Genomic DNA, 16,165 nt, shown 5'->3' with positions numbered 1-16,165 from the left:
CGCGGCGCAATCTGCGGCAAAACCAGAGAAGAAACAGTTACCGCGCGGGCGGAGTTGTCGACGTCTGATTGGGAGCCCCTGTTCATCAAGGCCGTACCGAACTACTCCAGGCAGCCGTCAATTTCCCCAGGTCGACGACACGACATTGCCCGCCGTCACGCCGGACAGTCTTTCGCGCTTCTCGAGCCTCGGCTTTTCATAGGTCTTCTTCATTGCCATCGCCTTCTCCCGTGGCCATCCGATTTCCAGGGTCTAGCTGAGGCGGGGCAGCCATGCTTGGGCTCAGCGGAACAGGGTTCCGGCCCAGGCGGCCCTGCCCGGCGCCGAACCCGCCTTTTCGATTGGCCGGCAGGAACCGGAGCTTTGTGTCTGGCGGATCGTCCTACTGCTGCCCAGGTCAGCGGCGCAAGCCGGTGACCCCTGGATCATCGGCGGCGCCGATGATCCCATGCACGACAACAACAAGGACCTTCCAATGACCAAGCAAGAAGACAACAAGGCCGTCGTCGTCAGATGGTTCACCCACTTCTGGGGTGAACGTTGCGATCTGTCCGTCGTCGACGAGATCGCGGCACCCGACATGCTGCTGAAATATTCGCTGCACGAGCCGCGCCGCGGCCGCGACGACATCAAGGCCTTCATGACCGACTTCCGCGCCGCCTTCCCGGACCTCAACTTCTGGGCCACCGCCGACCTGATTGCCGAGGGCGACTATGTCGTCGGCCAGTGGGAGGGCGGCGGCACGCATACCGGCCCAGCCTTCGGCGACTTCCTCGTCGGTTCGCTGCCGGCCGCCACCGGCCGCACCATGCGCTTCACCGGCACCACGGTGCTGAAGGTGGTTGATGGCAGGATCGTCGAGGAAATCGGCCTCGATGACGGCGTCGCCGCCCTCACCCAGCTCGGTCTGATCAAGACCGCCTGAGGCGATCAGGCAAAACGATCGTTCGGGCCAGGCGGCGTCAATGCCGCCTGGCCTCATTGCTTATTGGCTCGGCGCCATTGCGTGCTCGCATGACACTTTCGGATTCATGTCGGCGAACGTGCCTGTCGGGTTCCCTTTCCAGGCCCAGACATGCAGCTCGTAGAATTCACCCAGGCCATAACGGTTGGGGGCGCTGTTGAAGTTGAACAGCTGGCCGTCCAACGATGCCGGTCCTTTCGAAGTGATGTACTCGACCGCCACCAGCTTCAGCGTGCCATCGGCCATCGGCTCGTACATCACAGCTTCGGGACGGGCGATGTCGATCTTGTCGTCCTTCAGATACTGGCCGTTGACATAGTGGATGCCCATGGCGCCGCCGGTGATGCCGCTGGCACAAGGAATAGGCGCATAGCCCTCTGATACCGCTGTCTTGACGTCGACAAACCGGCTGTTGACAGCCCGCACCTTGTCGGCCAGCGGGTTGGGGCCGGAGGCAGCTTCAGCCGGCTCCTGATGCGCCTGCGCGAGGGTGGTGCAGATTGCCAGCATGGTCCCCGCCATAAGAAGTCCGCTGCGAAAGTTTGATATCATCTTCATTCCATTCTTCTTGAAAAAGCACAGCTGGCCGGCCGCCGAAAATACGGAGGCCCGGCAGGCAAGCGCTGTGGCTGTTGTTGCTTGGAGATCCCGAAATTGATGTAACGGCTACCGAAAAGGATCATCCCTTCGGCAGATACGGGATCGTTCCGGCCAGATCGGTGTTGTCGATCATCTGGAAACGGCTGTCGCTGCCGTCCTGACGGGCCGAGACGAAGGGCGCGTAGGCAGGATCGGTGGTGAAGGCGCGCGCCGCCGCTTCCGACGGGAACGCCATCAGCGCGATCAGCGTGGTATCGAGCGGCTTGCCTTCAAGCGTTTTCACATTGCCGCTGCGCGACAGATATCTGCCGCCATGCTTGTGGACGAGATCGTGCACCGAGGCGGCGTAAGCCGGCACCCACTGCGGGTCGTTTATCTTGATGTCTGCGATAACGTAGGCGGTCATGGTGGTCTCCTGGTTGCGGTGCACAGGCGTATCCCGTGCAACCGGCCAAAAGGCTCGCATGGCAGGACCCTCGCCAACCAGTCCGCGATCTGTACCGGGGCAGTACAGTTTCCGTACTGGCCGCTTCATTCATGAAGGCCTAATATTCGGTCAGGTTTGAGGGAGAGGCACCAATCATGAGCCAGCACGGATACAAACAATTCTGTCCGCTATCGATGGCCGCTGAGGTGCTGTGCACCCGCTGGACCATGGTGCTGATGCGTGAACTGGTGGCCGGCTCGACCCGCTTCAACGATCTTCGCCGCGGCGTCCCCAAAATGTCGCCGACCCTTCTGTCGCAACGGCTGAAGGAACTTGAGATCGCCGGGATCGTCGAGCGCAAGGAAGTGCCGGGCGAAAAAGGCATCTTCGAATATCGGCTGACGGAAGCCGGCCGGGATTTGCGTCCTGTCGTCGAGGCAATGGGCTTCTGGGGGCAGAAATGGGTCGAATCCCGGCTGTCGCTGAAGAACCTCGATCCGTCGTTGCTGATGTGGGACATGCGGCGCAATCTAAACCCCTCGCCGCTGCCTGAAGGGCGCACGGTGATACAATTCCTGTATCAGGATCTCCCGGCGTCCAAACGGTCGTGGTGGCTGATCGTCGAGAAGCACGGTGAGGTCGATCTGTGCTGGTACGATCCGGGCTTCGATGTCGATCTCTACGTCTCGACCGACCTGCACACGATGACGGCGATCTGGATGGGAGTGCTGACCGTCGAGAAGGCCGGCGCCAGGGTTGCCCTGACCGGCGACCAGGCCATCGGCAGGAAGATGCAGACCTGGCTCGGCCTCAGCCCGTTCGCGGTGGAACCCAAACGCGCGGCTTAGGAGAATCGGTGCATGTTAGGCGCGCCTGCGGCCCCTGTCATTTGCAAGGTGATAGGGTTGCACGAGGACTTCGGCGGGAATTTTCCATTCCTTGTTCAGTTTGAAGACCATATCCAGGGTGAGTGCGCGCTTTTTGTTCAACACCTCGGTCGCCCGGGGTGATGATCCGATCACCTCGGCCAGCGCCTTCCGCGACAGGTTGAACAGTTGCATGTGCGAATGAATGGCTTCAACGGGATCCGGTGCTTCAATCGGGTAGTGCTTATCCTCATAAGCCTCGATCAGGGTTGCGAGAACGTCGAACCGGTCACCATCGAGAGAGCCGACCTCCGGTTCATTTTCGAAATATTTAGTGATTTCGGCGATCGCCCAATCGTAATCGGCTTCGGTCTTAATGGGTCGAATGTTTTCCATCACACCTTCTCCGGATCAATCTTGTCATACTCTTTGTGCGTGCCGACGAATTTGATCAGAACGCGGTGAAACTTGTAGGCGACGTGGACAATCAAACGATACTTGTTGCCGCTAATGTCGAAAATGATGCGATTGTCACCGACGAAATCAACTGTCGCTCCAAACGCATACTTGACGTCAGCCGGGGTCTTCCAATCAGCATTCCCGACAGCCACATACCAAGCCGTCAAAGGAGCTTCGGCCTGATTGTGTTTTGCCCAAAAATCCTTCAGCGCCTTCTTGGCAATTATCTGCATGACCTGATATAGCAAATTCCCAAATTGGGAACAAGAGGATTTTCCCAAATTGGGAAAGGCAAGTGAGGTTCTCCAGGCACTTGTCAGGAAACGGGTGGCGGGGCCGGCTTGTGGTGGCTTCAATGCGGTCATGTTCATCACCCTGGCCAAGAGTCTGAAGTCCGCGCCGCTGCAAATCACCGACGATCCGCGCTGGGCGCGCATCGTCGCGCGCGACAAATCCGCCGACGGCGCATTCTGGTATTCGGTGGCGACGACGGGCGTCTATTGCCGGCCTTCCTGTCCGTCTCGGCGCGCCAATCCGAAAAATGTGCAGTTGCACGACACGCTGGACCAGGCCAGGGCGACCGGTTTTCGCCCGTGCCGGCGCTGCGATCCACATGGCCCGTCGCTCGAGGCCGGCAACGCGGCGATGGTCGCCGCTGCCTGCCGCAGGATCGAGCAGAGCGAGGAAGAACCCTCGCTGGCTGAATTGGCGGATGCCGCCGGCCGCAGCGCCGGTTATTTCCACCGCATCTTCAAGGCCGTCACCGGGCTGACGCCGAAGGATTTTGCCGCCGCGCACCGTGCCGCCAGGGTCCGCCAGGGCCTAGAAGACGGCGCCAGCGTGACGACGGCGATTTACGATGCCGGTTTCAACTCAAGCGGACGTTTTTACGAGAAATCCACTGGCATGCTCGGCATGACGCCGACGCGCTATCGCGCCGGTGGCGCCGACGAAGAGATCCGCTTCGCCGTTGGCGAGACCTCGCTCGGCACCATCCTGGTCGCGTCCAGCCAGAACGGCGTCGCCTCGATCCTGCTCGGAGACGATCCCGACGCGCTGGTGCGCGACCTGCAGGATCGTTTCCCCAGGGCACGGCTGATCGGTGGCGACCGCGACTACGAGGCGCTGGTCGCCCGCGTCGTCGGTTTCGTCGAGGCTCCGGCGCTCGGCCTCGACCTGCCGCTCGACGTCCGCGGCACGGCGTTCCAGCAGCGCGTCTGGCAGGCCTTGCGCGCCATCCCCGCCGGCCAAACGGTTTCCTATGCCGAGATCGCGCATCGCATAGGCGCACCTAAGGCGACCCGCGCCATCGCCGCCGCCTGCGCCGCCAACAATCTTGCCGTCGCCATTCCCTGCCACCGCGTCATCCGCAAGGACGGCGCACTTTCCGGCTACGCCTGGGGCGCGGAGCGCAAGCGCGCGCTGCTCGACCGCGAGGCAGCGTCCGACAATGCCAACCGGTCGGTGCGGGCCTGACGAGGACCGGCAATGCGCGCGATGGCAAGGTCTCCCACCACCGATGCGAACATCCAGACCCAAGCTGCCGGCAGCCGCCGCGCCCCTGACGCGAAATCACGGGTGATGACCGCCATCGGCCAGATGGTCGATGATGGCAAAGCCGAATGGAGCCGCACCGCAACCGGCGAGGTTGAGTTGCGCCTGTCATCAGGCGAAGTGTTCATGCTGGGCGAAATTTCCGTCACCCGTGTCGCATGACATCCTCAGGCGAAGTGCCAATGATCCAAATCAGCGCTCTACGGCGCCGTAGAGCACCTGCCTTGGAGATTCGAATTTGAAAGCAAGCATCGGAGTGAGCGCCAATCAGCACGTGGCTAGGGTTCAGGCACAGACAAAGGAGTGAAGGCAATGAACCTCGTACAAACCAATATTCCGGCGACAGCCACCAAGCTCGCCGCCCTCGACACCATAACCTACGCCATCGGCGAATCCCCCATCGGCAAAATCCTGGCGGCGCGCAGCCAGATCGGCGTCTGCGCCATCCTGATCGGCTCGGACGCCGACGCGCTGGAGCGGGATCTTGGCCATCGCTTCCCGGGCAAGCTACTGGTCGAAGACGGGGCCACCTTGCGCGACGATCTCGCGGCAATCGCGCGCTTCATCGAAATGCCTGGCGTCGGCCTCGACCTGCCGCTCGACCTGCGCCGCGGCACGCCATTCCAGCAGCGCGTGTGGGAGACGCTCCGAGGCATCCCCTGCGGCGCCACCATCACCTACGCCGCGCTGGCCCAGCGCCTCGGCCAGCCGGACGGCGCCCGTGCCGTGGCGACGGCCTGTGCGGCCAACGCGATTGCGCTGGGCATTCCCTGCCACCGTGTTGTCCGCGCCGACGGCACGCTGTCGGGCTACCGCTGGGGCGTCGAGCGCAAGCGCGCTCTGATCGATAAGGAGGCTACGATATGAATGCCCATGCCAGGGTTGCCGCATCGGCGGTTGAAGCTGCTCGGACGCGTGTCGCCGGTTACGACTGGCCCGCCCTTGCAGCCGAACTCGACGGCTTCGGCTGCGCGGTGATCGAGAAATTGCTCTCGCCCGAAGAATGCCGGGAGATCGCCGGCCTCTATCCCAAAGAAGAGCATTTCCGCAGCCACATCCATATGGCCAGGCACGGCTTCGGCAAGGGTGAGTACCGCTATTTCCGCTATCCCTTGCCCGACCTTCTGGGCGGCCTGCGCAGCGCGCTCTATCCCAGGCTGGCCGAGGTCGCCAATCGGTGGAACGAGCGGATGGGGCAGGCCATGCGTTATCCCGCGACGCATGCCGCGTTTCTCGATCAGTGTCATGCCGCCGGCCAGACGCGGCCGACGCCGCTGCTGCTGCAATATGTGCCTGGCGACTTCAACTGCCTGCACCAGGATCTCTATGGCGACCTCGCCTTTCCGCTGCAGGTGGCGATCCTGCTCTCCGAGCCGGGCCAGGATTTCACCGGCGGTGAGTTCGCGCTGACCGAGCAGCGGCCGCGCATGCAGAGCCGGGTCGAGGTGGTGCCGCTGCGCCAGGGCGACGCCGTTGTCTTTGCCGTCCACAACCGGCCGGTGCAGGGCACCAAAGGCAATTACCGCGTCAACCTGCGTCATGGCGTCAGCAGGCTGCGCTCAGGCATGCGCCACACGGTCGGGATTATTTTTCACGATGCGAAGTGAGCAGGGAGAAGATGGAGGTCCCCCTCACCCCGCCGGTGCATAGCGACTGACCACCATGCCACAGTCATAGGTCTTCGAGCCGAGCAGCCGCAGGTTTCTAAAACCGCCCTGATCAAAAATCCGGCGGCCCGCACCCAGCACCGCCGGGTTGATGAAAAGCTGAAACTCGTCGACCAGCCCGGCCGCAATCAGCGCCGACGCGAAACCGGCGCCGCCGAACACGGCCATGTCGCCGCCCTCGCCCGCTTTCAGCGCATTGACTTCGCGCGGCAGGTCGCCGCTGGCCACGCTCGTGCGCTCCCAGACCGGCTCCCCGGCCGATTGCTTGAGCTTATCACTGAGCACCACCTTGCGGGCGTCGACGATGCGTTGCGCAAAGGCGTAGAACGGATCGTGCGGAAACTTCTTGGCGGCATTACCCCAATGGGTGAGATAGCCCTCCTGCGCCATCTTGCTGCTGAGCAGGATGGTATCGACGCCTGTGAAGACAGCGTTGAAGTCCTGCTTCAGCTCATCGTCCCAGGCGCTCTCGTCACCCCACTCCCAGAGCTGCCAGGAATGGTCCTCGGTGGCGCCGACAAAGCCGTCGACCGACATCTGCATCTGCAGGACCAGCTTTTTCACCGTCATTCTCCTTACGGCTATCGCAAAACAGTTTACATTTGGAACTGTTGACGCAAAGCCAAAACGATGTCAATAGTAAAGTGATTTAGAAATGGAACCATAGATGGCGACGCGCGAAAAATCCGACTGCCCGATCAACCTGTCGCTCGAACTCATCGGCGACCGCTGGACGCTGCTCATCATCCGCGACATGGTCTTCGCCGGGAAAAAGCACTTTCGCGAATTCCTGCAATCCGACGAAGGCATCTCCTCGCGCACGCTGGCCGAGCGACTGCAAACGCTTCAGGACGAAGGCATCCTCACCAGAAGCGACGACCCGACACATGGCTTGAGAACGGTCTACCGGCTGACCGAAGCAGGCATCGACCTATTGCCGGTGCTGGCGACGCTCGGCGCCTGGGGCAGCAAGCACCGCAAGGCCGACGAGAGATTGGCCAGGATTACCGACCAGTTGGCGGCAGGCGGCGAAGCAGCGCTGGAAAAGATGAAAGCGGCGCTGCGAGTGGAGCATAGTGTCTAGGCGGTTGCGTTCAAGCCGAACCGGCATGGCTGTTGCCGCACCCAATCGCCCTTCGCTTGACAACGATCCATCTTTGTTCTTTATTTGTTCCAATCTATCAGCAACTGCGGATGTGCGGTCGATGGAAACGACAGCCACCATCCTGCATGCCGATCTCGACGCTTTCTACGCCTCTGTCGAGCAGTTGCTCGATCCGTCGCTGCGCGGCAAGCCGATCGCGGTGGGCGGCGGCGTCGTGCTCGCCGCTTCCTATGAGGCGCGCGCCTTCGGCGTGCGTGGCGGTATGCCAGGGCGCAAGGCGCGCGAACTCTGCCCGCATTTGATCTTCGTCGGCGGCAATTTCAGCCATTACCAGCGGCTGGGCGATGCGGCGATCAAGGTGCTCGACGATTTTACGCCTGTAGTCGAGCGCATTTCCATCGACGAGGCGTTTGCCGACGTCGCCGGCTGCACGCATCTGTTCGGCTCGCCGCAGGAGATCGCGACAACCATCCGCCGCCGCGTGCGGGCCGAACTCGGCCTGCCGATCTCGATCGGCGTGGCGCGCACCAAGCATCTGGCCAAGATCGCCTCGCAGGTCGCCAAACCCGACGGGCTGGTGGTCGTCGAACCCGGCACCGAACTCGCCTTCCTGCATGATCTGCCGGTCGGACTGATGTGGGGCGTCGGCCCGGCGACCAGGGCGCGGCTGGCCGAGATAGGCGTCGAGACCATCGGTCAACTGGCCAGGACGCATGGCGGCGCGCTGACGCGCCTGCTCGGTCCCGCCGCCGGCGAAAAGCTCGCCGCCCTGTCCTGGAACCGCGATCCGCGAAAGCTGGAGACGAAGCGCCGCGCGCATTCGGCCGGCGCCCAATCGGCGCTTGGCCAGAAGCCGGCTATGGCACGGGTCATCGTGCCGACACTGCTGCATCTGGCCGACCGCGTCGCCAGTCGGCTGCGCGCCAAGGCAAGGCCCGGCCGCACGGTGACGGTACGCGTGCGCTTTGCCGATCTCAGAGCCGTCACCCGCTCGATCACGCTTGACCAGCCGATCTCGGCGACCGCGATGCTGGCCGAGATCGCCGGCGATCTGGTGCGCGGCGTGCTTGCCGACAATCCACAGGAGAAAATGATCTCGCTGCTGGCGATCTCGGTCTCGCATCTTGAGGAAAGCTTCGAGTTGCAGCTCGACCTGCCGCTTGGCCTCGCCGACGAGAGGCGCCGGCCCGGCACGAAGAAGGGCCTAGCACGCTTCGACGCCGATCGCGCCATCGACAAGATCCGCGAGCGCTTCGGCAAACAGGCGGTCGGCTACGGCACCGTGGCACTGGAGGCGGCGCGCTCGGTTCCCGACGAATTCAGGGAGTTGGCGGAGAAGGAGCTGTGAAGCCGGGGGCTACTCCATCTCTTCGCCGTCCCAGTACCGCCTCACCGCTCCCATGTCGAAAATGCCGTCGCGCCGGCGCAAGGCGTCGACCGCCATCTTGTTGGAATCTGGATAGACGCAGACCTCGTTGGGATTTTTCTCGCCGATCATCAGGTAGCGGCACGGCCCCGTGCCGCTGTTGAGGAAGGAATGCCCGACCGCCAGGCCGGCCGGAAAGCAGACATAGTCGCCGGCTTTCATTTCGTGGCGCTCCTCGCCAAGCAGCAGCGTCACCTCCCCTTCCAGGATCAGCGCATGCTCCTCTTCGAGCATGTGATAGTGCCGGGGCGCCAAGCGCATGCCGGGCGCCGGCGCTTCGATCAGCATGCCGACATGATAGTCGGAGCGTCCCAGCGCGGCATAAGTCAGGTGCCTGGACCGGCCGCCGAACCGCGGACCTTCGCCCTCGACCTTCCATTCGACAGCATCGCTGGCGATCGGCGGGATCGGCGCGGCTGGGGGTTTGGTGACACCGGCCGTCACATCCGACGGCAGCGGATCGCCGGCGGTAAGACCGGTGTTCTCGCCGTCCCAGTAGCTTCGGTTTGCAGCGAGATCGAAGATCGCGCGGCGGCCCAGGGCGCGTACCAGCACCTTGTTGGAGGCGGTGTAGACGACCACTTCATTCGGGTTGCGCTCGCCGACGATGACATAGCGGCACAGTGCGTCGCTGGTATTGATCAGGCAATGCCCCGCCGCGGCACCGGCGGGAAAGCAGATGTAGTCGCCGGCCTTCATGGCATAGGCCGCGTCGCCGACATACGCGGTAAGCGCCCCTTCGAGGATGAAGACATGCTCTTCCTCGAAAATATGGTAATGCGCCGGCGAGGACTGCTTGCCAGCCGGAAGCTCCTCGATTGCCACGCCGACACGGTGTTTTTCGCCAAGGGCGGCCAGCGACAAATGCCGGTAGCGCAGGCCGAAGCGTGGCACGTCGGACCATTCCGTCCACGGCACCTCATCCGATGCGAATGGTAGCGGCGGTTTAGCTTCGTCCACCATTAGGGCCTCCTGGTCCTGTCGCCCTGCCCTCGTCGCGTGCTGCTAGAGGGTCCACGACAGAACAAAGCTGCCAGCTTCCAGCTAAACCGCCAAGCGGTGTTCGCTACGCTCCTGACAAAGCCGGACAGAAGCCGCGCGCTTCAGCCTCGGATGGCCTTGCCCGCCTGCTGCAGCAATTCGAACGCCGCGAAGCGTTTGGCATGCCAGCCGGCCAGCGTAGCGTCGGGATGATAGACCTCGCCGAGTTCCGACATGCCGGCCATCGCCGCCGCCACATCCTTGTAGGCACCGGCGGCGACCGCGCCCAGCATCGCCGAGCCGAGCAGCACCGGTTCCGGCGAGGTCGAGGCCACCACCACCATGCCTGTGGTGTCCGCCAGCAGTTGGCGCACCAGCGGGCTTTGGCCGGCGCCGCCACTGACCACGATGGTGTCGACGGGAATGCCCTTGTCATGCTCGGCCCGCACGATCTGGCGCGCGCCGTAGCCCAGCCCGCAGACCCCGGCGACATAGAGCCCGACCAGGCTGTCGAGGCTGGTGTCGAGATCGAGCCCGGCAATCAGCGCGCGCGCGTCCGGGTCGGCGAAAGGCGCGCGGTTGCCGAGGAACTCCGGCACGACTTGGATGCCGCCGACCAGGGCCGGCGTGGCCGCGGCTCCATTGCGGCTTTGCGCCTGCAGCGACAGCCAGGCGCTGAGGCTGAGCCCCTCGGCTTGCGCTTTGGCGGTCGCTTCGCCGGCTGCAGGGTGCATGCGCACCAGATGATCAATCGCAGCACCAGCTGCCGACTGGCCGCCCTCGTTCAGCCACAGGCCCGGCACCATGGCCGAGAAATACGGACCCCAGACACCGTCGACGAAGGCCGGCTCGGCGGTCGACGACATGGTGCAGGCCGAGGTGCCGAAAACATAGGCCATGCGCGACAGCACGCTGCCGAAATCGCCGCGCGCGCCGACCGTGCCGACGCCCCCGGCATGCGCGTCGATCAGTCCGGCCGCCACCGCGGTGCCGGGGTTGAGACCAAGGTCTGCTGCTGCCTGCGCGGTCAATCCGCCGCCGAGTGCGGCACCGGCCGGCACGATCTCGGTGCCGATGCGCGCGAATGCCTCGTCGGCCAGCGCGCCGAGGCCGATCTTGCGGAAATACGTCTCGTCCCAGCGGCTCTCATGCGCCAGATAGGTCCATTTGCAGGTCACCGTGCAGACCGAACGGGCAAGGCTGCCGGTCGCCCGCCAGGTGAGGAAATCGGCGAGGTCCATGAACTGCCAGGCGACGTCGAAAGTGGCGGGCAGGTTTTCGGCCAGCCACAGGAGTTTCGGCGTTTCCATCTCCGGCGAGATGACGCCGCCGACGTAGTTCAGCACCGCCTCGCCACTGCGATTGATGCGGCGCGTCTGCTCGACCGCGCGATGATCCATCCAGACGATGATGTTGCGTTCCGGATTGGCGGACTTGCTTACCGGCAGCGGCACGCCGCCCTCGCCCAGCACCACCAGCGAACAGGTGGCGTCGAAGCCGATGCCGGCGATCGCCTCGGGCGCCACGCCCGATTGCGCGACCGCTTCACGCGTGGCCGCGCAAACCGCCCGCCAGATGTCGTTGCTCGACTGCTCGACAATGTCGCCGGCCTCGCGCCAGACCTCGATGTCCCGTTTGGCCGAGGCAAGCAGAGTTCCCGTGTGGTCGAACACCCCGGCCCGCGCGCTGCCGGTGCCGACGTCGATGCCGAGGAAGTGGGACATTGGGGGAAACCTTCGGTTTATGGCAGTAGGGGAGTAGGGCAGTAAGGGAATAGGAGATGGTGGCTTGGCTCGGGCCCGGGCATTGAACGGCAGAGCAATCATACTGCCCTACTGCCCTACTCCCCTACTCCCCTACTCCCCTACTCCCCCTAGAGATCATTGCTCTGCGGCAAAATCACCAAATCCCTTATCGTCACATTGCGCGGCCGGGTCAGCATGAACATCACCGCTTCGGCCACCTCGCGTGGCTGCATCAGGCCGCCGGCGGCGAGTTCCTCTTCGAGCTTAGCCTTTGGCCAGTCGTCGACCAGTGCCGTCACTACCGGGCCGGGCGCCACGGCGCCGACGCGCAGGCCGTGCTTGGCGACCTGCCGGCGCACCGTGTGGACGAAGGCCTGCACGGCGTGCTTGGAGGCCGTGTAGATCGGTTCCCAGACCACCGGGACCAGACCGGCGATCGAACTGGTGACGATGATGTCGCCGGTCTTGCGTTCGATCATGTGCGGCAGCACTGCCTGGATCGAGCGGAAGCAGGCATTGATGTTGAGGTTGAGCATACGGTCCCAGACGTCGGGATCGCCGGTCGCCACCTCGCCGCCGACATAGGCGCCGGCATTGGCATGGAAGATGTCGAGCTGGCCGGCCTTCTCCAGAATCTGCGGCATCATGGTGGCGACGCTTGCCGGCTGCATCAGATCGATCACCAGCGGGATCGCTTTGGGGCCGAGTTCGGCGCACAGTTTGTTCAGCGTCGCCTCGGCGCGGTCGACCAGCACCACGGTGGCGCCGGCCGCCAGCATATGCCTGGCGCATTCGAGGCCGATGCCTGACGCGGCACCGGTGACGGCGGCAACTTTTCCGGACAGTTCTTGGCTCATGTCTTGCTTCCTGTTGATGGGTTCAGGCCCGGCCATGCGAGACACGCGAGCGGCGTGCCAGCGAGTCGACGATGACCGCGATGGCAAGCACGGCGCCGGTGATCATGTACCGAAGCGACGAGGACAGATCGAGCAGCGTCAGGCCGCTGGCGATCGACTGGATGACGATGATGCCGAGCAGTGCGGAATAGGCGCTGCCCCTGCCGCCGAACAGGCTGGTGCCGCCTATGACGGCCGCCGCGATGGCGTTGAGGTTGACGTCGCCCGTGCCGGCCTGCTGGCTGGCCGAGGCAAGGCGGGCCGCCGACAGCACGCCGCCGAAAGCCGCCAGCATCGAGCACAGCACGAAGGCGCTGGAATAGATCAGCCGCACATTGATGCCGGCGCGCCGCGCCGCCTCGCGGTTGCCGCCGACCGCCGACATAGAGCGGCCCCATTTGGTCCGCGTCAGCGCGTAGTGCATCGATATGACCAGGCCGACGAACAGGCCGAACATCCACGGAATGCCGCGCGCCTGATTGAGATAGAAGACGATGAGCTCGAGAATGACCGTAATCACCACCGCGCGCGTGACGAGCCCGCCGGTCGACGGCGCCGACAGGTTCGCGGCGCGGCGGCGCGCGACGGTGCGCAGGCCGGTGATCAGCATGACGATGCCCGGCACGGCCGCCAGAGCGAACGAGACGAGTTTGGGCATCATCAGCAACTGGCCGAAATTCACCAGGTTCGAGCCGTAGGGCAGGTTGATCGAGCCGGTCGAGCCGAGGATGTAGAGCTGCAGGCCAAGCACCGCCAGCAAGCCGGCCAGCGTCGAGACGAAGCTCGGCATGCCGAGCCGGTTGAACAGCAGCGCATAGAGGGCGCCGATGAAGCCGCCGACGGCAACAGCGGCCAGAATCGCGAGCGCCACCGGCCAGCCCTGGTTGACCCACAGCGTGCCGACCATGGCCGAGGCAAAGCCGCTGATCGAACCGACCGACAGGTCGATCTCGCCGACCATCAAAACGCAGACGATGCCGAGCGCGATGACGCCGACGGTGGAGCAATCGAACAGCAGATTGACCAGATTGCTGCTCGACAGGAAGATCGGGTTGATGCTGGCGAACACCGTCCAGATGATGACCAGCCCGACAATCACTGGCAGCGAGCCGAGATCGCCCGAGCGGACCCGGTCGAAGAACCGGCGGATGGCGCCGCCGATCCCCGCCTCGTGCTTGACGCGCACATCGGCGCGGTCGAGCTGCGGCGGCACGGGGGCGGCTTCGGCTTCGCGGCTCATGGGCGTGGCTCCTGGGTCTGGTCTTGCCTGGCCTGCCTGCGCTCGGCGCGCCGCGACACCGAATTGTTCGAGGCGCCGGTGATGGCGCTGACCAGTTCCTGGTTCGAGGCATCGGGCGAGAAGATGCCGTTGTTGCGGCCAAGCCGCAGCACGACGATGCGGTCGGCGACGGCGCGCACGTCTTCCATGTTGTGGCTGATGATGACGACGCCGAGGCCGCGGTCGCGCACCCGCTCGATCAAATTGAGCACTTCCGCCGTCTGCGCCACGCCAAGCGCTGCCGTCGGCTCGTCGAGCAGGATGAGCTTGGGTTCGAGCAGCAGCGAGCGCGCGATCGCCACCGTCTGGCGCTGGCCGCCCGACAGTGAAGCGACCACTTCGCGGACACTCGGGATGCGCGCCGAAAGCTCGTTGAGCAGCGTCCAGGCGCGCACTTCCATCGCCACCTCGTCCAGCCGCAGCGGGCTGAGTTCGCGGCCAAGGAAGATGTTGGCGACGATGTCGAGGTTCTCGCACAGCGCCAGGTCCTGGAACACGGTGGCGATACCGAGCGTCAGCGCGGCACTCGGATCGGCAAGCGTCACCGGCTTGCCGCGAAAACTGATCGTGCCTGAGCTCGGCTGATGCACGCCGGCCAGGATCTTGACCAGGGTCGACTTGCCGGCGCCATTGTCGCCGACCAGCGCCACCACTTCGCCTGCATGAACATCGAGATCGATGTCGGTGAGCGCCGAAACGGCGCCGAAATTCTTCGAAACGCCGCGCAGGCTGAGCACCAGCTCGCCTGCCGGAACCGGTTCGTCCGAGGTATCGGTCATGCCAGGAAGCCTTTCAAAACCGGTTCAAAAATTTCGCATGAGCGCTGCCTGGCCACCGCGCGGGTGGCCAGGCAGCGGAGCGGGCAAGGGTCGCGGTCAGTTCCCAATGCCCAGCTTCTTGCAGCCTTCCGCGTAACGATCGACGCAGAGCTCGGCCGCGGTGTTGATCTTCTTGTCGATGATCTCGGCCTTCAGGTTTTCCTGCGTCACAACAGCCGGCGTGAACAGCTGCGAGGGCGTATCGTACAGCGTCATCTCGGCCTTAGGCGTCTCGCCAGAAAGTAGCTTGATGGCGATGTTGGCGGCGGCCGCCGCCACGATCTCGCTCGGCTTAGAGATGGTGTTGTACTGGTCGCCGGCGATGATCAGCTGCAAGGCTGCGATGGTCGCGTCATTGCCGGTCACCGGCGGCACCGGATCGACGCCGGCCGCCTTGAAGGCCGCGATGGCGCCGCCACCGGTGCCGTCATTGGCGGCAACCACGCCGAGGATTTTCGGGCCGAAGCGGGTGATCTGGCCGCCGGCCCATTGCTGCGCCTTCGGCGGCGCCCATTCCGGCGTGTCGTATTCGGCCAGGATCTTGTAGCCGCTGTTGTCGAGGCCGGCATGGATGCCCTTCTTGATCAGGCCGGCCGCCGCGTCGGTCGGCGAACCGTTGATCTGTAAAACGCCGCCGGTGGCCGGATCGACCTTCAGCGCCTTCAGGTGCTCGACCAGCGAATCGGCGATGGCCTTGCCGATGCCTTCATTGTTGAACGAGACATAGAAGTCGGCCGGCGCTGTCGGGATTGGCCGGTCATAGGCTATGACCTTGATGCCCTGGCTCTGCGCCAGCTTGACCAGCGAGGCGGCGGCGGTCGAGTCGACGGGGTCGAGCACAATCGCCTTGGCGCCCTGCGAGATCACCGAGTTGAACTGCTGCTGCTGGCGCGAGGCGTCGGCATCGGCGTTCTGGTAGAGCACCTTGCAGCCCGGGCATAGCTTCTTCATCTCGGCGGCGAAGCCGGGATAATCATGCTGTTCGTAACGGGTCGAGGCCTGGTCAGGCATCAGGAAGGCGACGGTGGCGTCGGTGACTTCGGCTGCCTTGGCGATAGCGGCGGTGCCTGCCAGCAGCGACAGCGCAAGCGCTGCCATGCCGGCGGACTTGCCAGTGGACTTCAATGAAATTGAAAGTTTGGTCATTCGGTCTTCTCCGTTTCTGGATATGTTGTAAGAAGGTCGTTGACTGCTTTGGTGGTCTGAAGACACCCATCCACCCTCGCCCCAACTGCAGGGGAACCAGGGTCCGGCGCTGGACTTTCGAGCCGCGCCGACGTCCTCCGCCGACGGAGGAATTCGGGACAAGCGTTCCCCATCGCGAACCGCTCAACGCGGCTCACGTCCGTCATGCAAAAGAAAAATCCTCCCTTGGTTC

20 protein-coding genes are annotated in these 16,165 nt (G+C 64.0%); 8 read left to right on the top strand and 12 right to left on the bottom strand.

The window, feature by feature from the left end:
- Positions 1-117 precede the first annotated feature (117 nt).
- Positions 118-219, bottom strand: a complete 102-nt coding sequence (locus A9K65_RS15930; RefSeq protein ID WP_013530742.1) for a hypothetical protein — start codon at positions 217-219, stop codon at positions 118-120.
- 256 nt (positions 220-475) lie between these two features.
- Here A9K65_RS15930 and A9K65_RS15925 point away from each other — a divergent pair, with 256 nt between their 5' ends.
- Positions 476-925, top strand: a complete 450-nt coding sequence (locus tag A9K65_RS15925) for an ester cyclase (RefSeq protein ID WP_024501639.1) — start codon at positions 476-478, stop codon at positions 923-925.
- A 60-nt stretch (positions 926-985) separates the two neighbouring features.
- Here the strand turns inward: A9K65_RS15925 and A9K65_RS15920 are convergent, their stop codons facing one another.
- On the bottom strand, positions 986-1,522 hold the full coding sequence (locus A9K65_RS15920) for a hypothetical protein (protein WP_198327611.1): 537 nt from the start codon (positions 1,520-1,522) through the stop codon (positions 986-988).
- Between the two features lie 121 nt (positions 1,523-1,643).
- Positions 1,644-1,970, bottom strand: a complete 327-nt coding sequence (locus tag A9K65_RS15915; RefSeq protein ID WP_013530739.1) for a DUF1330 domain-containing protein — start codon at positions 1,968-1,970, stop codon at positions 1,644-1,646.
- Between the two features lie 176 nt (positions 1,971-2,146).
- Between A9K65_RS15915 and A9K65_RS15910 the strand changes: the two genes are divergently transcribed.
- The gene (locus A9K65_RS15910; RefSeq protein ID WP_024501641.1) at positions 2,147-2,839 is read left to right on the top strand and encodes a helix-turn-helix domain-containing protein; all 693 of its coding nucleotides are present in this window, start codon (positions 2,147-2,149) and stop codon (positions 2,837-2,839) included.
- Between the two features lie 15 nt (positions 2,840-2,854).
- On the opposite strand, the gene A9K65_RS15905 is transcribed toward A9K65_RS15910, so the two are convergent.
- On the bottom strand, positions 2,855-3,253 hold the full coding sequence (locus A9K65_RS15905) for a type II toxin-antitoxin system HigA family antitoxin (protein WP_064993922.1): 399 nt from the start codon (positions 3,251-3,253) through the stop codon (positions 2,855-2,857).
- On the bottom strand, positions 3,253-3,549 hold the full coding sequence (locus A9K65_RS15900) for a type II toxin-antitoxin system HigB family toxin (RefSeq protein WP_063170283.1): 297 nt from the start codon (positions 3,547-3,549) through the stop codon (positions 3,253-3,255). The genes A9K65_RS15905 and A9K65_RS15900 overlap by 1 nt, the downstream gene beginning before the upstream one ends.
- 130 nt (positions 3,550-3,679) lie before the next feature.
- Between A9K65_RS15900 and ada the strand changes: the two genes are divergently transcribed.
- From ada to A9K65_RS15880, 4 genes are all read left to right on the top strand, one after another.
- Complete coding sequence (gene ada / locus A9K65_RS15895; protein ID WP_064993923.1) at positions 3,680-4,792, top strand: bifunctional DNA-binding transcriptional regulator/O6-methylguanine-DNA methyltransferase Ada; 1,113 nt, start codon at positions 3,680-3,682, stop codon at positions 4,790-4,792.
- Between the two features lie 12 nt (positions 4,793-4,804).
- A complete protein-coding gene (locus A9K65_RS15890; protein WP_024501644.1) occupies positions 4,805-5,032 on the top strand; it encodes a hypothetical protein in 228 nt (75 codons plus the stop codon).
- Positions 5,033-5,182: 150 nt separating this feature from the next.
- Positions 5,183-5,737: a methylated-DNA--[protein]-cysteine S-methyltransferase gene (locus A9K65_RS15885; RefSeq protein WP_064993924.1), complete on the top strand. Its 555-nt coding sequence runs from the start codon at positions 5,183-5,185 to the stop codon at positions 5,735-5,737.
- Complete coding sequence (locus A9K65_RS15880) at positions 5,734-6,477, top strand: 2OG-Fe(II) oxygenase (protein WP_063168578.1); 744 nt, start codon at positions 5,734-5,736, stop codon at positions 6,475-6,477. The genes A9K65_RS15885 and A9K65_RS15880 overlap by 4 nt, the downstream gene beginning before the upstream one ends.
- Before the next feature lie 24 nt (positions 6,478-6,501).
- Here A9K65_RS15880 and A9K65_RS15875 read toward each other — a convergent pair whose 3' ends face one another.
- Positions 6,502-7,101, bottom strand: a complete 600-nt coding sequence (locus A9K65_RS15875; protein ID WP_064994063.1) for a dihydrofolate reductase family protein — start codon at positions 7,099-7,101, stop codon at positions 6,502-6,504.
- A gap of 103 nt (positions 7,102-7,204) precedes the next feature.
- Here A9K65_RS15875 and A9K65_RS15870 point away from each other — a divergent pair, with 103 nt between their 5' ends.
- Together A9K65_RS15870 and dinB are read left to right on the top strand one after the other, a co-directional pair.
- The gene (locus A9K65_RS15870; RefSeq protein WP_064993925.1) at positions 7,205-7,621 is read left to right on the top strand and encodes a helix-turn-helix domain-containing protein; all 417 of its coding nucleotides are present in this window, start codon (positions 7,205-7,207) and stop codon (positions 7,619-7,621) included.
- A gap of 121 nt (positions 7,622-7,742) precedes the next feature.
- Entirely contained in the window at positions 7,743-8,990 is a 1,248-nt protein-coding gene (gene dinB, locus A9K65_RS15865; protein WP_064993926.1) for a DNA polymerase IV, read from the top strand.
- A gap of 9 nt (positions 8,991-8,999) precedes the next feature.
- On the opposite strand, the gene A9K65_RS15860 is transcribed toward dinB, so the two are convergent.
- The 6 genes from A9K65_RS15860 to A9K65_RS15835 form a co-directional block, all read right to left on the bottom strand.
- On the bottom strand, positions 9,000-10,031 hold the full coding sequence (locus A9K65_RS15860; protein ID WP_084015822.1) for a cupin domain-containing protein: 1,032 nt from the start codon (positions 10,029-10,031) through the stop codon (positions 9,000-9,002).
- Positions 10,032-10,171: 140 nt separating this feature from the next.
- The gene (locus A9K65_RS15855) at positions 10,172-11,773 is read right to left on the bottom strand and encodes an FGGY-family carbohydrate kinase (RefSeq protein ID WP_064993927.1); all 1,602 of its coding nucleotides are present in this window, start codon (positions 11,771-11,773) and stop codon (positions 10,172-10,174) included.
- 149 nt (positions 11,774-11,922) lie between these two features.
- The gene (locus A9K65_RS15850; protein ID WP_024501651.1) at positions 11,923-12,651 is read right to left on the bottom strand and encodes an SDR family oxidoreductase; all 729 of its coding nucleotides are present in this window, start codon (positions 12,649-12,651) and stop codon (positions 11,923-11,925) included.
- 22 nt (positions 12,652-12,673) lie between these two features.
- On the bottom strand, positions 12,674-13,930 hold the full coding sequence (locus A9K65_RS15845) for an ABC transporter permease (protein WP_013530725.1): 1,257 nt from the start codon (positions 13,928-13,930) through the stop codon (positions 12,674-12,676).
- The gene (locus tag A9K65_RS15840; RefSeq protein ID WP_013530724.1) at positions 13,927-14,748 is read right to left on the bottom strand and encodes an ATP-binding cassette domain-containing protein; all 822 of its coding nucleotides are present in this window, start codon (positions 14,746-14,748) and stop codon (positions 13,927-13,929) included. Before A9K65_RS15840 ends, A9K65_RS15845 begins: the two co-directional genes overlap by 4 nt.
- A 96-nt stretch (positions 14,749-14,844) precedes the next feature.
- Positions 14,845-15,933: a sugar ABC transporter substrate-binding protein gene (locus A9K65_RS15835; protein WP_013530723.1), complete on the bottom strand. Its 1,089-nt coding sequence runs from the start codon at positions 15,931-15,933 to the stop codon at positions 14,845-14,847.
- Positions 15,934-16,165 lie beyond the last annotated feature (232 nt).

The sequence above is a fragment of the Mesorhizobium sp. WSM1497 genome (assembly GCF_001672455.2).
Lineage (GTDB): Bacteria > Pseudomonadota > Alphaproteobacteria > Rhizobiales > Rhizobiaceae > Mesorhizobium > Mesorhizobium ciceri.
Note: the sequence above shows the minus strand (reverse complement) of the source record. Positions and strands in the feature narration are given on the sequence as shown.

What these genes read in the sequence shown, in the direction of transcription:
- dinB (WP_064993926.1), top strand. Translation starts at nt 7,743, where the DNA reads ATGGAAACGACAGCCACCATCCTGCATGCCGATCTCGACGCTTTCTAC.
- A9K65_RS15910 (WP_024501641.1), top strand. Translation starts at nt 2,147, where the DNA reads ATGAGCCAGCACGGATACAAACAATTCTGTCCGCTATCGATGGCCGCT.
- A9K65_RS15860 (WP_084015822.1), bottom strand. Translation starts at nt 10,031, where the DNA reads ATGGTGGACGAAGCTAAACCGCCGCTACCATTCGCATCGGATGAGGTG.
- ada (WP_064993923.1), top strand. Translation starts at nt 3,680, where the DNA reads ATGTTCATCACCCTGGCCAAGAGTCTGAAGTCCGCGCCGCTGCAAATC.
- A9K65_RS15870 (WP_064993925.1), top strand. Translation starts at nt 7,205, where the DNA reads ATGGCGACGCGCGAAAAATCCGACTGCCCGATCAACCTGTCGCTCGAA.
- A9K65_RS15850 (WP_024501651.1), bottom strand. Translation starts at nt 12,651, where the DNA reads ATGAGCCAAGAACTGTCCGGAAAAGTTGCCGCCGTCACCGGTGCCGCG.
- A9K65_RS15845 (WP_013530725.1), bottom strand. Translation starts at nt 13,930, where the DNA reads ATGAGCCGCGAAGCCGAAGCCGCCCCCGTGCCGCCGCAGCTCGACCGC.
- A9K65_RS15930 (WP_013530742.1), bottom strand. Translation starts at nt 219, where the DNA reads ATGGCAATGAAGAAGACCTATGAAAAGCCGAGGCTCGAGAAGCGCGAA.
- A9K65_RS15885 (WP_064993924.1), top strand. Translation starts at nt 5,183, where the DNA reads ATGAACCTCGTACAAACCAATATTCCGGCGACAGCCACCAAGCTCGCC.
- A9K65_RS15925 (WP_024501639.1), top strand. Translation starts at nt 476, where the DNA reads ATGACCAAGCAAGAAGACAACAAGGCCGTCGTCGTCAGATGGTTCACC.
- A9K65_RS15890 (WP_024501644.1), top strand. Translation starts at nt 4,805, where the DNA reads ATGCGCGCGATGGCAAGGTCTCCCACCACCGATGCGAACATCCAGACC.
- A9K65_RS15900 (WP_063170283.1), bottom strand. Translation starts at nt 3,549, where the DNA reads ATGCAGATAATTGCCAAGAAGGCGCTGAAGGATTTTTGGGCAAAACAC.
- A9K65_RS15915 (WP_013530739.1), bottom strand. Translation starts at nt 1,970, where the DNA reads ATGACCGCCTACGTTATCGCAGACATCAAGATAAACGACCCGCAGTGG.
- A9K65_RS15905 (WP_064993922.1), bottom strand. Translation starts at nt 3,253, where the DNA reads ATGGAAAACATTCGACCCATTAAGACCGAAGCCGATTACGATTGGGCG.
- A9K65_RS15835 (WP_013530723.1), bottom strand. Translation starts at nt 15,933, where the DNA reads ATGACCAAACTTTCAATTTCATTGAAGTCCACTGGCAAGTCCGCCGGC.
- A9K65_RS15840 (WP_013530724.1), bottom strand. Translation starts at nt 14,748, where the DNA reads ATGACCGATACCTCGGACGAACCGGTTCCGGCAGGCGAGCTGGTGCTC.
- A9K65_RS15880 (WP_063168578.1), top strand. Translation starts at nt 5,734, where the DNA reads ATGAATGCCCATGCCAGGGTTGCCGCATCGGCGGTTGAAGCTGCTCGG.
- A9K65_RS15920 (WP_198327611.1), bottom strand. Translation starts at nt 1,522, where the DNA reads ATGAAGATGATATCAAACTTTCGCAGCGGACTTCTTATGGCGGGGACC.
- A9K65_RS15855 (WP_064993927.1), bottom strand. Translation starts at nt 11,773, where the DNA reads ATGTCCCACTTCCTCGGCATCGACGTCGGCACCGGCAGCGCGCGGGCC.